Annotated in this window: 14 protein-coding genes; 8 read left to right on the top strand and 6 right to left on the bottom strand. The window is 53.6% G+C overall.

The genetic code is table 11. The features are described from left to right. Nucleotides 1-30: 30 nt before the first annotated feature. From ACJJI7_RS04920 to gcvH, 6 genes are all read left to right on the top strand, one after another. Nucleotides 31-1,272: an FAD-dependent monooxygenase gene (locus ACJJI7_RS04920; protein WP_444902527.1), complete on the top strand. Its 1,242-nt coding sequence runs from the start codon at nucleotides 31-33 to the stop codon at nucleotides 1,270-1,272. A 41-nt stretch (nucleotides 1,273-1,313) separates the two neighbouring features. Continuing rightward, nucleotides 1,314-2,549: a UbiH/UbiF/VisC/COQ6 family ubiquinone biosynthesis hydroxylase gene (locus tag ACJJI7_RS04915; RefSeq protein WP_444902528.1), complete on the top strand. Its 1,236-nt coding sequence runs from the start codon at nucleotides 1,314-1,316 to the stop codon at nucleotides 2,547-2,549. A gap of 107 nt (nucleotides 2,550-2,656) precedes the next feature. After that, complete coding sequence (locus ACJJI7_RS04910) at nucleotides 2,657-3,619, top strand: rhomboid family intramembrane serine protease (protein WP_444902529.1); 963 nt, start codon at nucleotides 2,657-2,659, stop codon at nucleotides 3,617-3,619. 173 nt (nucleotides 3,620-3,792) lie between these two features. Then, nucleotides 3,793-4,908 (top strand): CNNM domain-containing protein, encoded by a 1,116-nt coding sequence (locus ACJJI7_RS04905; protein WP_444902530.1) that lies wholly within the window; start codon nucleotides 3,793-3,795, stop codon nucleotides 4,906-4,908. Between the two features lie 203 nt (nucleotides 4,909-5,111). After that, nucleotides 5,112-6,200, top strand: a complete 1,089-nt coding sequence (gene gcvT / locus ACJJI7_RS04900) for a glycine cleavage system aminomethyltransferase GcvT (protein WP_282952249.1) — start codon at nucleotides 5,112-5,114, stop codon at nucleotides 6,198-6,200. Between the two features lie 66 nt (nucleotides 6,201-6,266). Then, a complete protein-coding gene (gcvH, locus tag ACJJI7_RS04895) occupies nucleotides 6,267-6,653 on the top strand; it encodes a glycine cleavage system protein GcvH (protein WP_020414262.1) in 387 nt (128 codons plus the stop codon). Nucleotides 6,654-6,723: 70 nt separating this feature from the next. Here gcvH and ptsP read toward each other — a convergent pair whose 3' ends face one another. Both ptsP and ACJJI7_RS04885 read right to left on the bottom strand, forming a co-directional pair. Next, complete coding sequence (ptsP, locus tag ACJJI7_RS04890; RefSeq protein ID WP_444902531.1) at nucleotides 6,724-8,991, bottom strand: phosphoenolpyruvate--protein phosphotransferase; 2,268 nt, start codon at nucleotides 8,989-8,991, stop codon at nucleotides 6,724-6,726. 95 nt (nucleotides 8,992-9,086) lie between these two features. Then, complete coding sequence (locus ACJJI7_RS04885) at nucleotides 9,087-9,764, bottom strand: RNA pyrophosphohydrolase (RefSeq protein WP_020414264.1); 678 nt, start codon at nucleotides 9,762-9,764, stop codon at nucleotides 9,087-9,089. Nucleotides 9,765-9,932: 168 nt separating this feature from the next. Here ACJJI7_RS04885 and ACJJI7_RS04880 point away from each other — a divergent pair, with 168 nt between their 5' ends. Then, complete coding sequence (locus tag ACJJI7_RS04880) at nucleotides 9,933-10,598, top strand: histidinol-phosphatase (RefSeq protein ID WP_020414265.1); 666 nt, start codon at nucleotides 9,933-9,935, stop codon at nucleotides 10,596-10,598. Between the two features lie 47 nt (nucleotides 10,599-10,645). Then, complete coding sequence (locus ACJJI7_RS04875; RefSeq protein WP_282952250.1) at nucleotides 10,646-11,824, top strand: imelysin family protein; 1,179 nt, start codon at nucleotides 10,646-10,648, stop codon at nucleotides 11,822-11,824. Nucleotides 11,825-11,880: 56 nt separating this feature from the next. On the opposite strand, the gene mepK is transcribed toward ACJJI7_RS04875, so the two are convergent. From mepK to ACJJI7_RS04855, 4 genes are all read right to left on the bottom strand, one after another. Continuing rightward, nucleotides 11,881-12,414 carry a peptidoglycan L,D-endopeptidase MepK gene (gene mepK, locus ACJJI7_RS04870; RefSeq protein WP_020414267.1) on the bottom strand — a complete coding sequence of 178 codons (534 nt, stop codon included), beginning with the start codon at nucleotides 12,412-12,414 and terminating at the stop codon, nucleotides 11,881-11,883. Nucleotides 12,415-13,483: 1,069 nt separating this feature from the next. Continuing rightward, entirely contained in the window at nucleotides 13,484-14,662 is a 1,179-nt protein-coding gene (locus tag ACJJI7_RS04865) for a L,D-transpeptidase family protein (RefSeq protein ID WP_020414268.1), read from the bottom strand. Between the two features lie 27 nt (nucleotides 14,663-14,689). Continuing rightward, on the bottom strand, nucleotides 14,690-15,946 hold the full coding sequence (locus ACJJI7_RS04860) for a L,D-transpeptidase family protein (RefSeq protein WP_020414269.1): 1,257 nt from the start codon (nucleotides 15,944-15,946) through the stop codon (nucleotides 14,690-14,692). Nucleotides 15,947-16,125: 179 nt separating this feature from the next. Continuing rightward, a complete protein-coding gene (locus ACJJI7_RS04855; RefSeq protein ID WP_282952253.1) occupies nucleotides 16,126-18,093 on the bottom strand; it encodes a L,D-transpeptidase family protein in 1,968 nt (655 codons plus the stop codon). Nucleotides 18,094-18,267: the final 174 nt, after the last annotated feature.

Here is an 18,267-nt window from a genome sequence, read left to right as displayed (position 1 = left end):
ATTGATGGATAGAGAGCCTGGGGGAGTTTTATGACTGAGGCAGGTCAACAATTTGATGTGGCTATCGTTGGTGGGGGTATGGCCGGTGCCAGTCTGGCGCTTATGCTGGCACATTTTTGCCCTCAGCTGAGTGTTGCACTGCTGGAACAGAGAGCGCTACCTGATGCCTCTGCCAGTGTCCAGTTGCCCAGCTTTGACACCCGCGCCACAGCTATCGCCGCTGGCAGCTTACAGTTATTCCAACAGCTGGGTTTGTGGTCCGCCTTACGTGAATATTGTGCGCCCATCCAGCGTATCCAAGTGAGTGACCGTGGCCACTCTTTTGGCGCATCTCTGTCCACCCATACACAGCAGCAAGCAAGCTTCCAGGGCATGCTCGGTGCTGTGATTGAGAATGCTGCGCTTGGGCCGATCCTGCATCGCGCTTTGGCGGATACAGCGGTGCAATTGTTGGCTCCCGCTAGGGTCAGCCGGGTTCGAATGGATTCCGCAGGGGCACACCTGAATTGGAGTGCCGCTGAGCAGGGCTTTCAATATAAATTGACCACCAGGTTACTGGTTATTGCCGATGGAGTGGAATCGCCCCTATGTCGGCAGTTGGGTATAGAAATTGATACGGTAAAGTACCAACAGAGGGCCCTGGTCACTACTGTTGGTCTACAGCGGGACCATGGTGGCGTCGCTTTTGAGCGTTTTACCGCTTTGGGGCCTATGGCGTTATTGCCTTTGCAGCAACGACAGGGACGACATCGCGCTGCACTGGTGTGGGCTTGCCCAGAGAGTGAGGCGGTGGCCCTCTTTACGCTGTCGGAGGAGGAGCGCCTGCTGCGTCTGCAAGAAAATTTTGGCTGGCGTGCGGGCCGTTTTGAGCGGGCTGGAGCCCTACAGGGGTACCCGCTCAGTCTGTCCTTAGCGCGGGAGCAATGGCGCCGCAACCTGGTTTTGGTTGGTAATTGCGCGCACTTCCTGCACCCGGTAGCCGGGCAGGGGTTTAACCTGACTCTGCGCGACTGCTATGCCCTGGCACAGACTTTAGCGGGAGATCAACCTGCGCAGGGTTCAAAAGCAGAATTGGATCGCCTGCGGGCCTATGGTCGATGTCGCAGTTTTGACCAGCAATTGACTGTTGGGTTTAGTGACCAAATACCGTCACTATTCACATCAGAGAACCCCTTTCAGCAAGTTGTGCGCCAAATGGGTTTGCTCGGCCTTACACTGGTACCGCCGCTGAGAGCGGAGTTTGTCAGCCAGGCGGCAGGATTTGGGCTTTAACGGTGCCCTTGTGAGGGTGCAACAGCGGAATTGGCTTGAATATGAATAGACACCGTTTGGACTTTGCCATTGTTGGCGCAGGTATGGTGGGGATGGCCCAGGCCGCACTGTTGGCGGTGCGCCACCCGGATATGCGTCTTGCCCTGCTGGAGGCCTCCGAGGGGACTGTGCCGGAACCTTCCCAAAATTATGAGCCGCGGGTGGTGGCTTTAACTCAAGCTTCACGGGAGTTACTTGAGGAGGTTGGTGCCTGGGCGGAGATTTCTGCGCGCCGCGCCTGCCCATATGTGGAAATGCGAGTCTGGGATGCCGACGGCACCGGTTCAGTAAGGTTTAACAGCCGCGATGTGCAATTACCAAATCTCGGCCATATTGTTGAAAACAATGTGATTGTTGCTGCTTTGAGGGCCCGGCTTGAGGCACTGCCGAATGTGGAGCTGGTCAATGGCTTTCGTTTGGAAAGTTGGTGGCGAGACTGTGGGCTTTGGCACTTACAGCCGCGTGGTGAGCAGCTTAATGACATAGAAGAGTTGCGTGAACGGGCCGAGATAGTGCGCACCCGCCTGCTGATTGGGGCCGATGGCGCTCTTTCTAAAGTGCGAGACCTGCTCCGAATTCGCTGCCAGGATACGGATTATCATCAGGCAGCCCTGGTATGTGTCGCTCGCTGCGAAAAGCCTCATCGCCATACCGCTTGGCAGCGTTTCCTGCAGAGTGGCCCCCTGGCATTCCTGCCACTAGCTGGACTCGGGGATGACAATCACTGTGCCGTTGTCTGGTCGGCGGATGACCCACTCGCTCGGGAGCTGCTGATGTTGGATGACCAGGCCTTCGCTCTGAATCTGGAAAAAGCTTTCGAAAGTCGGCTCGGTAAAGTCGAATCAGTGAGTGAGCGCTTTTCTTTTCCTCTGCGTGCTCGCCATGCGGAGCGTTATCATGGCCCCGGTGCCGTGCTGGTTGGGGACGCGGCCCATAGTATCCATCCTCTGGCTGGACAGGGCGTGAATCTTGGGTTCCAGGATGTGCGTGTTCTCACCGATGAAGTAGACCGTGCCTTGTCCCGCGGGCTGGAACCTGCACACGCCTCGGTGTTGGCGCGTTACGAACGTCGTCGCCGCGGGGATAATGCTGCAACCTTAAAAGCCATGAGTGCGTTTAAATCTCTGTTTGGTGCTGGCGATTTGCACTGGCGCTGGCTGCGCAATACTGGCTTGAGTATGGTGGACGCCAGCCCCATGTTAAAAAAGCGTATCATTCTGCGGGCCATGGCAGTGTAGTGAGAGCTTGCCCCTTGTAATTGCTGTTAAAATATAGCGCCGGTAAGTGCAAAAGGGCCCGTTGGAATGAGTGATGTCAGGCAATCCAATTAGAAGGGTTTACCGATTTGAGCCAGTGGTTAGTTATTTATTCCTTTCCTCTTTCGAAGGATCTCTGTGCACTGGCGCATTTTATTCAACGTTATCAACTGCCGTTGCGAATCGTTGAGGAGAAAAACCGGCAGCAGATAATGACCTTTGATGGCAACCTAGCAGAAGTACTTAAACCCCTGCTGCAGCGCTGGGATGCTGGTGAAGTTGACCTCGACAGGGTCCAGTTACAAGCTGCTCAGCCAAATGGTGCGCCTGATTCGGCAGTTGAAGTGAATGATCCCGAGACGGAATCAGCGCATCAACCTAAAAGAAATGTATCGTCTGAACAGGCACATAACCAAGTCTCAGTGTTACCAAGTTTTCCCCTGGATAAGACACCAGTCAGCCTCTTGTTGATTGCACTATGTTTTGTTGGCTGGTTTCTGCAAGCGAATAATTTCTCCAGTGCTTTGCTGATCTACCCGGATCAAACGGGCAATCCTCTCTCAGATTCCACTCTTGCCTGGCATCTACAAAATGGGCAGTGGTGGCGGTTGTTGACACCAGCTATTGTGCACTTTTCCCTGCCCCATGCTTTGTTCAATGCTTTGGGTATTTGGATATTAGGTCGGCCATTGGAAGCCCGGGGTGGCAGCCTCATGTATACGTTGCTGGTACTTATCGGGGCTATCGCCTCCAATCTTTCCCAGTATTTGTGGGAGCCGAGGGTTCTTTTTGGTGGTATGTCTGGAGTGGTGTATGGCCTTGTAGGGTTTGCTTTGGTAGTGCAGCGTTTTCAGCCAGCATGGCGTGATATTCCCGTAGGTATTATCACCGTGGCTTTGGCTTGGCTGGTTTTATGCGCTTTGGGGGTTGTGACATTTTTCACCGGAGTCGGGGTTGCAAACGCAGCACATATAGGGGGCTTCGTTAGCGGCTTAGTCGTTGCTTTAGTGTATTGCGTTGTGGGCGGGGGGCGGAAGTTTATTCCAGGCTGAACCGCTCCCTAAGGTGCACTTGCGTTTGTTGTTCCTGTTTTGATAAGTGGGGCCTTGTCCGGCTGTTATTGGCCCATTTGATAATATTTTTGCTTTTTTAGCTTGTTACAGGCTTGTTGTGTCGTTGGCAGTACGCAAAAATTCAATTCCAGTTTTTCTGTAACCAGGGATATATGCTTCTCTTAATTACTTATGTATTTATCGCTCTCGGTTTCTCATTTTTGTGCTCTATAGCCGAGTCCGTCATTCTCAGTGTAACAACGCCCTACGTGCGACTATTGGAGCGCGAGGGACATAAGGCCGGCCCTCTGCTACGTAAACTCAAGGGGGATATCAATGCGCCCCTGGCCGCAATTCTTACCCTGAATACCATCGCTCATACCGCCGGTGCTGCCGGGGCTGGAGCCCAGGCAGCGGCGGTTTTTGGCAATCAATACCTGGGAATTGCCTCTGCGATCCTGACACTGTTAATTCTGGTTTTTTCTGAGATTATCCCCAAAACCCTGGGAGCGGTTTATTGGCGTCAACTGGCACCATTTACTGCTTACGGGTTGCGGGGGCTGGTTTGGCTGCTCTATCCATTTGTCAAAATGTCTGAAATGTTAACCCGCGGTCTCTCCCATGGGCCGACCCTGACCGGCTTTAGCCGCGATGAATTTGCGATTATGGCCGAGATTGGTGAGGCTGAGGGCCAGCTGGAACAGCGTGAGTCCAATATTTTACGCAATCTCTTTTTTACCCTGCGGGATCACTCGGTACGAGAGGTGATGACTCCACGCACCGTGGTTTTTTCCCTGCCCCAGGATGCAACATTGGCTGAGGCTTATGAGGAAGTTGAAAAAGGGCGCTTCTCGCGTATCCCTGTTTATGAAAATCGCGATCCAGATTGCGTTGTAGGTTTTGTACTTAAACAGGAGCTTTTACTTGCTTATGCCAAGGGAGAGCGCGAGCGTAAGTTGGAGGATTTCCGCCGTGAGATGCTGATGCTGCCAGAAACTGCCACGATCTATCAGGCCTTCCAGAAAATGCTATCTCGTCGGGTGCAGATCAGCGCAGTGCTGGATGAGTATGGTGGCCTTGAGGGATTGATTACCCTTGAGGATCTTCTTGAGACCTTGCTCGGTGAAGAGATTGTCGATGAGGCTGATAAAACCCCTGATCGCCAGGAGTTGGCTAAGCGGCTGTGGCGTTGGCGCTCCAAAAAATATGGTCTAAAGGTGGACGAATCGGCTCAAGAAGAGAAAAAACCAGAAGAAAGCAATAAGGAGAGTGAGCGTCCGCGGGACTAATCTATCCGCTCTTCATGCCACTTTTTTTACTACCGGTGGCACCAGCGGAATCTTTGACGGCCTCCGGCATTCTGCGCAGGTTTTAGTCCCGGCGGCTGCTAAGCTTGCTGACCATAAATGTCGCCGCGGATAGCCTGCTGGCAAGGTCTGTACTCAAGCCGCTAGAATACGCCGCTTCGGAACCTGACGGACTGAGAATTAAGATGGGAAACAGAACGCCTTTGTATGACACACATGTCGCCATGGGTGGCAAAATAGTGGACTTCGGTGGATGGGACATGCCGCTACACTACGGCTCCCAGCTGGATGAGCATAATAAGGTGCGCACCGATGCGGGGATGTTCGATGTCTCCCACATGACCGTAGTAGATGTCGATGGGCCCGCTGCTCGCGACTACCTGCGTTATTTGCTGGCCAATGATGTGGCCAAGCTAGACGGCAAGCCTGGCAAGGCTCTCTACACTGGTATGCTCAATGACCAAGGCGGTGTAATCGACGACTTGATCGTCTACCTGCGTGATCCTGGTTATCGAGTGGTGGTGAACTGCGCGACCCGCGACAAAGACTTAGCCTGGATGAACAAGCAGGCAGAATCTTTTGATGTGACTCTCACAGAGCGTCCTCATCTTGCAATGATCGCTATCCAAGGTCCCAATGCAATCGCTAAAACCAAGGAAGTCCTGGGTATCGACTGGACTGCGGCAATCGATGCGTTGAAAGTATTTGAAAGTGTGGCCCGTGGTGATTGGTTTGTGGCGCGCACCGGTTATACCGGTGAAGATGGCCTGGAAATCATGCTCTCGGGTGAGGACGCCAGCGGCTTCTGGCGCGCTCTCGCCGATGCTGGCGTAGCGCCTTGTGGTTTGGGTGCTCGCGATACTCTGCGTCTGGAAGCCGGTATGAACCTCTACGGCCACGAAATGGATGAAGAGACTTCCCCACTGGTGGCCAATATGGCTTGGACCGTCGCCTGGGAGCCGGAAGGCCGCAACTTTATTGGCCGTGCAGTCTTGGAAGAAGAAAAAGCGCAGGGCGTTAAGCACAAGCTGGTTGGTCTGGTCCTGGAGGAGCGCGGTGTACTGCGGGCGGGCCAACAGGTGGTGGTAGACGGTACAGAAGAGCGCGGTATCATTACCAGCGGGACCTTCTCGCCGACCCTGGGTTACTCCATTGCCATGGCGCGGGTACCGGTCAGTGTTGGCGATACCGCTGAGGTGGAAATCCGCAAAAAGCTGCAGCCAGTCAGGGTGGTGAAGCCCTGTTTCGTGCGCAATGGCAAATCGGTTATTTAAGCGTCGCCCGCAGGTGTACGCGTTGGCAAGACAATAAATTCAGATGCTTAATCAAGGGATAACAGCATGAGCGAAATCCGCAATGAACTGAAATACCTCTCCAGCCACGAGTGGGCGCGCCTGGAAGAGGATGGCACCGTAACTATCGGCATCAGCGATCACGCTCAGGATGCTCTGGGCGACGTGGTATACGTTGAAACCCCCGAAGTTGGCAGCACCCTGGCTGCAGGAGATGAGGCTGGTGTGGTCGAGTCGGTGAAAGCTGCCAGCGATATTTACTCCCCCGTTTCCGGTGAGGTTGTCGCGGTGAACGAGGCTCTGGAAGACTCTCCGGAAACCGTGAACTCTTCCCCTTATGATGATGGCTGGTTCTTCCGTATCAAGCCCAGTGACGTGAGTGAGCTGGACAATATGTTGGATGCCGAGGCGTATCGCGAGGAGTCAGCGGAGTAATTACTTCCTGCTCTCAAACAAAAAAGCCGCTGCCAAATGCAGCGGCTTTTTTGTTTGAAGAGTATCGGACTTAATGCCGTGCACTTGCTGGGCGCAGAATATTTTTGAGGCCGATCCTCTGCAAAAAGGCGCTCACGGTTTGTTCAATCTCGTCAGCGCAATCCATTTTGAGCACCTGGTGTAGAAGCAGCTCGGTATCTGCCTGGCGCACAGCGCGCAAGGTAGCCTTTACCCTTGGCAAATTGGTGGCATTCATCGATAGTCTGTCATAGCCCATTGCCACTAACAGCAGCGCCCCCCCGGGTTCGCCGGCCAGCTCTCCACAGATGCTCACCTTGGTGCCCTCTGCATGTGCAATGGTGACGATTTCCTGTAGCGCGCGAAGCACCGCGGGATGGAGGGCGTGATAGATATTGGCTACACGTGTGTTGTTGCGGTCTACCGCTAACAGATACTGGGTCAGGTCGTTACTACCTACTGAGATAAAGTCGGCGCGCTCGGCCAGCTCGCGAATCTGGTAAATGGCTGAAGGTACTTCCACCATGACACCAACCGGCGGCATTTCAATCTCATACCCTTCTTCCAGCAGCTCTCCGTAGGCGCGTTCTATTAACCTGCGCGCAGCTTCCAGTTCATTGAGCCCGCTGATCATTGGTAACATGATACGCAGGTTGTTGAGCCCTAAGCTGGCTTTCATCATGGCGCGCACCTGCGCCAGGAATATTTCCGGATGGTCCAGGGTAACGCGGATACCGCGCCAGCCGAGGAAGGGGTTAGTTTCTTCGATAGGGAAGTAGGCCAGCGCCTTATCGCCACCGACATCCAGGGTTCGCATGGTGACCGGCATGGGCGCGAAGGCCTCCAGCTGTTCCCGGTAGATTTCCCGCTGCTCTTCCTCAGAGGGGAAGCGGTCGCGCAGCAGGAAAGGTACTTCAGTCCGAAATAGGCCCACGCCTTCCGCACCTCGTTCCAGGGAGCGCACTACATCGGCCATTAGCCCGGTATTAACTAGCAGGCAAACCCGGTGGCCATCAGCTGTTTCCGCTGGTAGCCCGGCCATATGGTCGAGGCTACGGGCAAGCTGGTGTTCCTCCTCCACAATATCGTCATAGCGGCGCTTCAGTTCCGCGCCGGGATGGATATGTAGGTCGCCCCGATAGCCGTCCACAACCATATCGACACCATCGATAGTCTCATAGGGGAGATCCTGCACCCCCATAATGGCAGGCAGGCCCATGGCCCGGGCAATGATAGCTACGTGGCTATTGGAAGAGCCCTTTACAGAGACGGCGCCGATTAACTTTTCCCGTGGGACCTCAGCCAATACAGCCGCTGTTAACTCCTCTCCCACGAGAATGGTGTTATCCGGGTAGTCTCGCTCGCTCTGCTGGCGTTGATGCAGATGTGCGAGAACCCTGGAGCCCAGGTCGCGAACATCGGCTGCCCTGTCGCGAAAATAAGAATCGGACATGGCTTCAAAGCGCCTTACATGTTCGAGCATGACCTCGGCCCAGGCCCTGGGGGCACTCAATTGCTGTTGGATACGGTCGCAGACTTCAACGGCGAGAGAGTTATCGTCCAGCATACTGATATAGGCGTCGAACAGCGCACGCTCCTCGCGGTTCAGGTCTCCTTTGAGCCTTTCTCCTACTTCGCGGATTTCTTCCCTGGCAGTGCTGAGTGCTTGCTGGAATAAGGCGAGTTCGTCCTCAATATCCAAGCACAGGGAATAGGGCACGGTGGCCAGGTTGGCCTGGGGGGTGACAATATGTGCACGACCGATGGCAATGCCAGGTGAGGCGGCAATACCGGAGAAATGGGTTTCCTGGCGCTGCCTACGGATGGTGGCCAGCATACCGGTGGCCTCCGCATGCGCTATAACCCCGGCCAATTGAGCGGACAGCGTGACCAGGAAGGCTTCCTCACCCTCATCGAAACGGCGCTGTTCCTCCTGCTGGACAACCAAAACACCAAGTACGGTGCGGTGGTGAATAATCGGCGTGCCCAGAAAAGCGCTAAAGCGCTCCTCGCCAGTGGAGGGAAAATACTGGAAGGCGGGGTGAGCTTCGGCCTTTTCCAGGTTAATGGGCTCTTCGCGGGTAACCACGTTGCCCACAAGGCCCTCGCCAGGCGCCAAGTGCACTTGACCCACGGCACTTGGGAGCAGGCCATCGGTGGCCATCAGGACATAATTTCCGGATTGTTTGTCACGAAGGTATACGGAGCAGACCCGGGTATGCATCACTTCACGCACACGTCGAACAATAATTTCGAGCACCGCAGGAAGGTCTCTGGCGGTGTTTACTTCTTGAACGATACTACGTAAAGATCCGAGCAATGGCCTGTCCTCGCCAATCAACGGAGAAATTTATAGGCCCAGGGCTAACCTGGGGCCAGAGGAGGTGCGGAGCCGCACCAGGAGCAGGTTTCGGGTCACTCACCCTTGTCGCGCAGCCAGCGTCTTTCCAGCTGAAGCTGTTGGGGGGCCAGCTCGGTCAAAGCACGACGGTAAACCTCGCGCTTGAAAGTGACTACTTTACTCAGTGGATGCCAATAATTCACCCAGCGCCAGTGGTCGAATTCAGGTTTGTAGCCATTATCGAAGCTGATAGAGGACTCCTGCGCTTCCAGCTTCAGCAAAAACCACTTTTGTTTTTGCCCTATACACAGTGGCTCAGAGCGTCGACGAATCAGTCGCTGAGGCAGGCGATATCTCAGCCAGCCACGAGTACAGGCAATCAGACTGACTTGATCGCGAGTAAGGCCAATTTCCTCGTACAGTTCCCTATATAGCGCCTGTTCTGGGGTTTCGCCTGGGTTTATGCCTCCCTGGGGAAATTGCCAGGCGTCCTTGCCACCTACCCGCCTAGCCCACAGTGCCTGACCGCGGACATTCAGCACAATGATACCGACATTGGGGCGGAAACCCTCGGTATCTATATTGCTGCTGTTTTCGCTACCCTGGCCCCGGTTGCGGTTGTTGGCTGCGGGGTTATCGGTGCGATTTGACTGTTTGGCGGGCCTACGGCGGTTTCTTCGCCCGGCTTGTGCCGGCTTGCCGTCGCCCAAAATACCGTCCTCAATACTGTTGTGTGTTGCCGTGCGCAGCACTTACTTGTCCCGCATTGTTCCACAGAGGTGGGTTTACAGCAATTCAGTGACGTAGTCCGTGTGATACGGGCAAGTGCGAGGTAAAATTGACTGCCGCTACGTTGATGGTGGCCTAACCATGGCGGTGAAATACCCTTTGGGAATCTATAGTTTACGGGGGAGCTGGCGGTGCATCTGGCAATATTTGATCTCGATAATACATTGATCGGTGGAGACAGTGATCACGCCTGGGGCGAGTTCCTTGTGGATCGGGAGCATGTGGATAGTGAGCGCTATCGCTCCACCAATGACCGCTTCTACCAGGATTATCAACGTGGTGATCTGGATATTTTTGCCTATCTGGAATTCGCTTTGGAACCATTGTCGCAGATTTCACGCGGTCAACTGGAAAACCTGCAGAGCGAATTTATGCAGGAAGTGGTCAGTGAGTTGTGGTTGCCTGCGGCGCAGGAGTTGATCGGCGAACATCGCCGCAAAGGGCATCACATTATGATTATCACAGCCACTAATCGTTTTGTGGTAGAGCCCATTGCCGCGCGTCTGGGAGTAGACACGTTGTTGGCTACAGAGCCCGAAGAATTAGAGGGCCGGTTTACTGGGCGGGTTGTCGGAGAGCCCTGTTACCAGGCCGGCAAGGTGCTGCGCCTGCGCCAATGGCTGGCGCATAACCCAGAGTTTGAAAGCAGGGAGAAATGGTTTTATAGCGATTCCATTAATGACCTGCCCCTATTGGCCGAAGTGGAGCACCCGGTGGCTGTAGATCCCGACGCGCGCCTGCGTGTAGAGGCAGAAGCGCGCGGTTGGCCAGTTATCAGCTTGCGGGAGAGCCGCTGAATTGCGTAGCCAAGATCTTTGCGGTGATGGGAATAATGAGGAATTGAGTGAACGGACATAGCATTCGGTATCTGGTTGTGGTGCTCTTGCTCGGTGGCTTGGCGCTCACATTGGGATGTGAGAAGGAGCCCGTGGAACCGCCCAAGACTCTTCGGGATGTGGCGCCGCAACAGATCAGTGAACAGGCGGCCTCAGACCTTTCTCTGGCAATTTGGCAGGCGGGACAGGCCCAGGTACTCCACACGCATGCATCAGTGGAAACTTTACAGCGCGCAGTTAAAGCTCTACTGGCAAATCCCAGTGAGGACCAGCTTGAAGAGGCCAGGCTCTCCTGGCTGGATGCACACCGGGAGTTTGCGGCAACCCTTCCCTATATACAGTTGGCGTTTTCCCCGGTGGACTTGCGTAGCCAGGGGCGCAAGTTGATGCTGGCATTGGACAGTTGGCCAGCCCAGGCTGGCTACCTGGATACGGTGCCAGGGTATTCAGACAGCGGCATTGTCAATGACACTGCAATCGAGCTGACCCTGGCTAATTTACGTAAGCAACACAGGCTTACCGCCCATGAGGAAGCCAGTACGGGGTTTCATGCCTTGGAAGTCATGCTTTGGGGGCCCACGGGAGAGCGCACTGCAGAGGACTTTATCCCCGATAGTAACGGTGAGAAACCTGAGGCGCTGGCGGTGAATCGTCGCCGCGAACTGACCCGGCTGATTGCCAAGGGTATGGAAGAGGATATGGCCGGTCTCGCGCGCCGTTGGCCGACTTCAGCCAATAATTTGTCACGTGAGTATCTGTCTCTGGGGCCTGTGGCACGGCTGCAGCAAATTCGTGCTGCGCATACTCAGGTAATTGATGAACAAGTATTACGGCGCCTTCCCGAGGGCTCAGAGAGTGACGTGGAAAGTGGTCGGGCTGCGGATTCTAAGCAGGCTCTGTTGGGCATCATGGCGACTTTACAGTCCAACTGGATACCTACCGGTGGTGGCGGCATGGCGGAAGTATTGCTTGACCGTCATCAGGTCAGTGCACTGGAAGAGACTTTTTCGGATTTTGAGGCCTTGTTGCTGAAGATGGAGGATCCGTTTGAGCTGGCTGAGCCGGGGCAATTGGTGCGGGCGCGTAAACTGCTTGAACGTATGGCGGGTTTGATGGCAGGAACAACCCAGGTTCCGTTATCGGAAAAGGATGTTATGCCGGTATCCCTGCCTACGATAGGGAACTGATCAAAATAAAACCCCGGCAATGGCCGGGGTTTTTGATTTGGAATACTTTCTCAGTCTTACCAGCGACGTACAGGGCCAGTATCTACATGGACGAAGTTACTTTTCGGATAGTAGCCAACACCGCCTGCTTTTAGAGCCAGTGCCGCCTGTCGCAGTTTTGACAGTGGGACGCCCGGCATGCGGATATCCAGGGCCATACCACGAGTATGGTAACTGCGCTTGGCAACTCCGCGGCCTGCAGCACGCAACTTGGCGTTGGTCTTGGCCGATCGGTATCCCGAGATAATCTCGATGGTACCTGTGTAATTGAACTTTTCCTTCAGCTTATACACGATATCCAACAGTTTCGGGTCCATTCGAGTCACTTCGTTGGCTCGGTGGTCGCGCAGCAATTTGTTGAATTGTTTCAAGCCATTGCTGCTGTAGTCTCCGTTAGCCCAGTAGGCGGCCTCCAGCTTCTCCCCTGTGTGCAGGTTGCGCATCTTCAGGGTGCGGGAGCTACCTACTTTAGCGAAAGTCGGTCCGGCGCTGACCGCCGCCGCAGTTGCGCAGGTCACTGCCAGGAATCGACGTCTGGATGGATTCTTCATAATTCCGCCTCGTCGTTAATTCTCTTCGGAGCGCGTCGGATAGCGCATCCGGGTACGGCGGAAAATGTACAAAAAATAACCAGTTGTTACAAATTTGCAGCTGCTAATTCGGAAATAATCATACCGCTATGCTGGTAAATTTTTTCTCTTATGCTACCGGCGGGTGGAAATTTTCCAGAAATAACTCAAGGATACCTGTTAGCAATGAGACAGCGTTGTCATTTTGTTGCCAACGTTAAAAAAACATTTTTCTGCGACTGTTAGGTTCCATAGGGCTGGGAAAGTGATAGAAAAGTGGGGCTCGGACACGGTAAGAGGCCTATTACCTACTCTTTTGAGAGCTATTCAAATATACGAAGAGTGCTGCTGGTAGGTTGTTAGAAAGCCCTATGTAGCATGGGAGAAAGTCCACCTCTATCTATTACCCCTCCCCCTTTGAATGTATATACATGTATATACAACATTGAGGGTATGATTCCTACATATCCTTCAGATAGATACTTTATCCCGATGTGATGGTTGTGGATAAGAGTGCGCCTGATTGGTGTAAGTAAAAGTTCTGCAGGATGCTTCATATTTTTATTAAATAAGAATGTTGGCCACAGTACTCCTTTTTTAATTCTTGCAAAGCTATAGAATTCTGCGATCTCGGTTACCCATTGCTATAAATCTTAGCTGGGGTTTGTGGCTAAAGTTGCCTTTGCGACCTTCTTTTTTCAGTACTTAAAAACTACCGTAGGCTGCAGCCGTTTTTACAGTTTTGAGAATTGTAACTCTATCAGTATTCAATGTGTGTTGGACTTTTTAGTCGAAATAGAGCCTTTAGCTAAATAACCAGAAAGAAAATCAAGTTGTTCAATTCCATATCTTAGCGCTATGGGGCTTTTGAATCTGATTTTTTAAGAATTGAGATTTTTCCTAAAGATACCGTAAAAGCGCTGTGCTTCTTTCATTACAAAAACGTTTAGCCCAGATGACTAAAATTTTGTTCGCGTTTATTTCACTATTTTTTTAGGTTTTAAAGCGTAGATAATTTTCAGGTTGTCAAAAATCGGACTCACTTGTGGAGCTAGTTCAGAGGGGCCTGATGTTTATCGCGGTGATAAATATCCTGACGGAACTGTGGGCGCCCATGGGTATCTATCCAGGCTGTCATATAGACAATAAAAAGCCGTGGGGCGGGCTTGATCGGAACATTGAGGACCTCACTGCCGGTTGTGGCCTGAGCAACGCGAGTTCTGTCCCATCCCTGAGACTCAAGAAGTGAGTAAGCTAACTCTTCCGGCTGCTGGAGCCGTACACACCCGTGGCTGAATGCTCGCTGTTGTTCTGAAAATAGGCTCTGGGCCTGAGTATCGTGTAGAAAGATTGCCTGCTTATTGGGAATAACAAATTTTACTTTGCCGAGGGTGTTGTCAGGACCGCTCACCTGACGCAAGGTGGCGTGGCCACCGGCTGCACGGGCGAGGCTTTCATCGGTAATTGGTGATGTGGCTCCGCTACGATATTGAACTACTCGGTAGCCACGACGGTGCATGGCGGCGGGGTTGTGTCGCGCCTTGGGGAGGAGTTCGGTAATCAGAATGCTTCGCGGCACTGTCCAGGTGGGATTGAAGACGACACTGGTAATACGGCTGTGCATGTTCGGTGTACGGGTGCTACTTTTGCCAACCACTGTTTTCATGTCCAGCTTAACCTGTCCATTCTCGACCAACTGCAATCGGTAGCTGGGAATATTGACCAATATATAGCGGCCATCCTCGGGAAGGGATAGTTGGTCCCAGCGATCCGCATTCAGGGTCATTTGCCTAGCGCGCTCAACGGGGGAAACTGACAGGGCGGAGAGAGTTTCATTATCGGCAACCCCGGTGGCGGGAAGTCCGTGGCGGCGCTGAAAATTTTCAAGGGCTGACTGTAGGGCGCTGTCGAAGCGCAAGTGATCCTTCTGAGGGGCTGACGCAGGTCCCGGTTGCCCGCGATAGTCTCCATATAGTTCAAGCAATTTGCGCAATTGCAGCACGCGTAAGTCTTTATCCCCTGCCTGAAGAGGGCCCCCTTCATTAATGGGCCGCCAGCGTTTGGCAATCTCCCGATAATGGTTGGCTTCAGAGCGCAGTTGATTACTGATATTGACTGGGTTTAGAGCCACAGATTCCTTAGTTGCCATGGCAATGTGTATTGGCGTCGCAGAGGCGATAGCCAAACTGAGTAAGGCTGCTAGGCCTAGATGGCGGGGAATCTTGACCATAAATAACTCCCGTGGTGATACTTGTGCTTAACCACGGTTTGTCCCCGCACCGGCTTTATCACGTTGGTAAATATCCGGTCGGAACTGTAGCTGTCCATGCTCATCCACCCAGGCAGTCCAATAGGCGATATAGACCGGAAGAGGATTTTTCAGTTGTACGCCATGGGTGCGGCTACTCATCAGTGCCCGGTCTATGCGCGCCCTATTCCAGCGATTTTGTTGAGCCAGCATCATGCGGGCAAACTTCAGCGGTTTTTCCAGACGAATGCAGCCATGACTGAAAGCGCGTTGGTTTTTTTTGAAAAGGTGCTTGCTGTTTGTATCGTGCAGGAAAATTGCCTGGCGATTGGGTATAACAAACTTGACCCGTCCCAGTGCATTGCCCGGTCCACCTTTTTGCTGCAGCGTTACTTTTCCTCGGCGAACGCCAGCGACATTACCTCTGGTAAAGGGAACAGCCCTGCCGCGGTGGTTGACCAGTCGGTAGCCCTTGGCGCTCAGGGCCGAGCTGCCTTTTGGCAAAAGTTCTTTCAGCGCGATACTCGGCGGCACACGCCACACTGGATTGAATTCCAGGCGGGTCATACGCGTGGCGATCAGTGGAGTCTTGTGCTTCGGTTTGCCCACTACCACTTTCATACGAAACTGCTCTCGATCACCGTCGATCAGGCGGAGGCTGAATTCCGGGATATTAACAACGATATAGCGTGGCCCCAGGTCTTTGGGCAGTTGTTCCCAGCGCTGAAGATTGGCGCTCAGGATTTGTGCCAGTTTGGCAGGATTGGTATTGAGACGACTGCGAGTGCGTTCGTCCACAAGTCCATCGGCTTTCAGGCCGTGGCGTCTTTGAAACCGGCGTACTGCCTGCTGCAGGGGCTTATCGTAGACATCAGCTTCCAGGCTGCCTTTTTCGGTAGTTTCAGCAAAGTCTTCTGGCCGGTAATCGCCATACAGCATCAACAGGCTGCGGAGCTGCGCGACCCTAGGGCTGCGGCTTCCGGGAGTTATAGGTTGCCCTTTAGATAGGGGCTTCCACTGTTCCCCCTCCGCTAAGGCGCTGTAGCGCGCCAGCTCCTCGCTTAGCAAGGCATATTGACGGCCGTAAGGGGAAAAAGGATCACTGCCAGAAACGCCCTCAATCGAATCATCTTTTTTGGCGTTTCCTGGCGCGGCGACTGCTATCGACTGCTCAAAGCCCAGTGCAACAGCCAATATTATTGCGCAACCGCACCACATCGGTTTTCGTGCAACACGCAAACGAGAAGGGAAAAAGCCAACACCCATAAGTCACCCCTGTAAGCAAAGAAGGATCACCGGAAATGATCACTCTGCTCACAGTGGTAACTTGTGACCGTGAAACTCTAAATAATTATGGGGAATGGATGCTGCTGGTACTCACAGGAAAAGGTATATAGGTATTACTTTCACGAGGCTAAGGGCGGCCCTGGGACCGCCCCGATAACTTAGAACTGGTTATCACTGAGTCCGTCCTTGTCATAGATATCAGGGCGGAAGTTCAGCCTGCCCTGGCCATCCACCCAGGCGGTCCAATAAGTGATATACACCTTGACCAGTTGCCTCAGGTCTACTTCGGTGGTTTCCTCGCCGACGGTTAGCTTGTCTATACGCCAATGATCCCATTCGCCCTGTGGACGCAATAACGCCTCAGCCAAGTGGCGTGGCTTCTCCAACCGGATACAGCCGTGGCTATAGTCCCGGTCGGTCAGCGAGAATAATTTGCGCGCGCGCGTATCGTGCAGATAGACATCGTGTTTATTGGGGATTTCAAATTTCACCCGGCCGAGCATATTCTCCTCCCCACCCATCTGGCGCATCAGGTAGGAACCCGCGCCTGCCGCCGAGAGATTCTGGGATGTGAGCGGTAGATACTCCCCTCTACCACTAACCACCCGATAGCCCATGTTTTCCATGCCGGTGGGGTTCTTGCGCGCTTTGGGCAGGATCTCATTCACCAGGATACTGCGTGGTACAGTCCAGGTGGGATTGAACACTACTTTGCTAACCCTCGTAGTAATTTCAGGCGTTGCATGTTTTTTCTTACCCACAACTACATTCATGGCCAGCTTTACCTGGTTGTTCTCCACGTATTGGAGACGGTAAGCGGGAATGTTGACCTGGATAAAGCGCTCCCCAAGATTGGCCGGCAACTCCTCCCTGCGGAGAATATTCATCTCAACAATTTTTGCCCGAGCAGTAGGGGAGAGGTTGAGCCGTTTGCGCGTGCCGCGGCCCACAATTCCATCGGGTTTAAGACCATGGCGCTTTTGGAAACGCAGCACTGCCTCGTGCAGTCCGCGGTCGAATCGGTTGGGGTCGACGCCCCCATAACTGTAGCGACTGGAATAGTCACCGTATAGGGAGAGCATATCCCGCAGGTGGCTCACATGGGGGTGGCGTGCTCCCATAGTCATAACAGGTCCTGGAGGAATGGGACGCCAGCGCCCGCTAGCAGAGATTTTGCGCAGCCGTTCAAGCTCATTTCTCAAGGCATATGCATCACTACCGTAGGGTTTATTCTCCTCGAAGTAGGGCCCCTCGCTATTTTCCGTGCGCGGGACCGCCTCGCTTCCCCGACCATTGGCATTACGGCCTTGATTGTAATATACGCGGCTGCCATTACTCCCGGCTCCAGAGCCATTTACATTGTTATCTCGGTAAGAGCTGTGTCGTGAGCGGTTGTAGCTGCGATTGGCGCTTGATGAGCTGGAATAATTGCGATCGCGGTCAGTTTCGTAATCGCGTGAGTAATGGCGGCTGCGTGGGGTGCTGCCGATAATGCGCGCTCGGTTGTAGCCGCGAAAATGTTTGCGCCCACGATGTTCATTGGTCTCTCGCTGGCTGGGTTGTATCAGAGCAACCATGCGAAATCCCTGGTCATCACGGAACACAGGAGTGATACCGCGACGCGGTCGACTCTTGGGGCTTAGCCGGTCCAGTTGGGTGTCCTGGGCATAGGAGACAAACGCGTCGGTGAGCAGGATATCGAGAACTGCGGCCATCTGCAGTCGCTGGGGGGTGTCTCTCAAAGTGCGGTCGAAATAACCGAGATGGTAGCGGTAATCCACCATGCTGCTGGGATTGCCTGAGCTGGCTGCTGTGAGTTGCTTCAACAGATCGTTGGCGCTTTCACTCAGGTTGTAGTTATCGAACCACAGTAGACGGTAATCCGTGCGCTGGTAAATTCTGCGCACCGCGGCAGGGTTGAATATAGGATCCTGGGCTGGCCAAGCGTCAGGGTTTTCTTCCAGCCAGTGAACCAAGTGAGGTCGTACGGCGTTTTCAGGCAATACCGGCACCGTTTCTTGGTTCGCGGCAAAGGCATAATAGAGAATAGAGACACAAAGAGTGCCCAGGGTTAGTAGGGGCAGAATGGATTTTCGTTTGCGGAGCTCAGGGTTGAAATAAGACATGGTACCTCAGCGATACTGCAGGGGCCCGGGGTTGTCTTGCGGATAATACCGGGCGCCAGATCGTTCATACCTTCCCAACCTGTGGCGAGCCCATCCAGAAACATTTTGGTGTTCAGCGTTGACTCGCACTTGTCATGCGTCCCGCGCGACATCCTCTTATTTAGACCACAATTG

This window comes from Microbulbifer variabilis, from assembly GCF_056232115.1.
The sequence above is the reverse complement of the archived record's forward strand: the minus strand, read 5'-3'. Positions and strand labels throughout refer to the sequence as shown.

Bases quoted from the DNA above. Each gene is read 5' to 3' on its own strand.
- ACJJI7_RS04920 (WP_444902527.1), top strand. From the start codon at position 31: ATGACTGAGGCAGGTCAACAATTTGATGTGGCTATCGTTGGTGGGGGT.
- ACJJI7_RS04915 (WP_444902528.1), top strand. From the start codon at position 1,314: ATGAATAGACACCGTTTGGACTTTGCCATTGTTGGCGCAGGTATGGTG.
- ACJJI7_RS04905 (WP_444902530.1), top strand. From the start codon at position 3,793: ATGCTTCTCTTAATTACTTATGTATTTATCGCTCTCGGTTTCTCATTT.
- gcvT (WP_282952249.1), top strand. From the start codon at position 5,112: ATGGGAAACAGAACGCCTTTGTATGACACACATGTCGCCATGGGTGGC.
- gcvH (WP_020414262.1), top strand. From the start codon at position 6,267: ATGAGCGAAATCCGCAATGAACTGAAATACCTCTCCAGCCACGAGTGG.
- mepK (WP_020414267.1), bottom strand. From the start codon at position 12,414: ATGAAGAATCCATCCAGACGTCGATTCCTGGCAGTGACCTGCGCAACT.
- ACJJI7_RS04865 (WP_020414268.1), bottom strand. From the start codon at position 14,662: ATGGTCAAGATTCCCCGCCATCTAGGCCTAGCAGCCTTACTCAGTTTG.
- ACJJI7_RS04860 (WP_020414269.1), bottom strand. From the start codon at position 15,946: ATGGGTGTTGGCTTTTTCCCTTCTCGTTTGCGTGTTGCACGAAAACCG.
- ACJJI7_RS04855 (WP_282952253.1), bottom strand. From the start codon at position 18,093: ATGTCTTATTTCAACCCTGAGCTCCGCAAACGAAAATCCATTCTGCCC.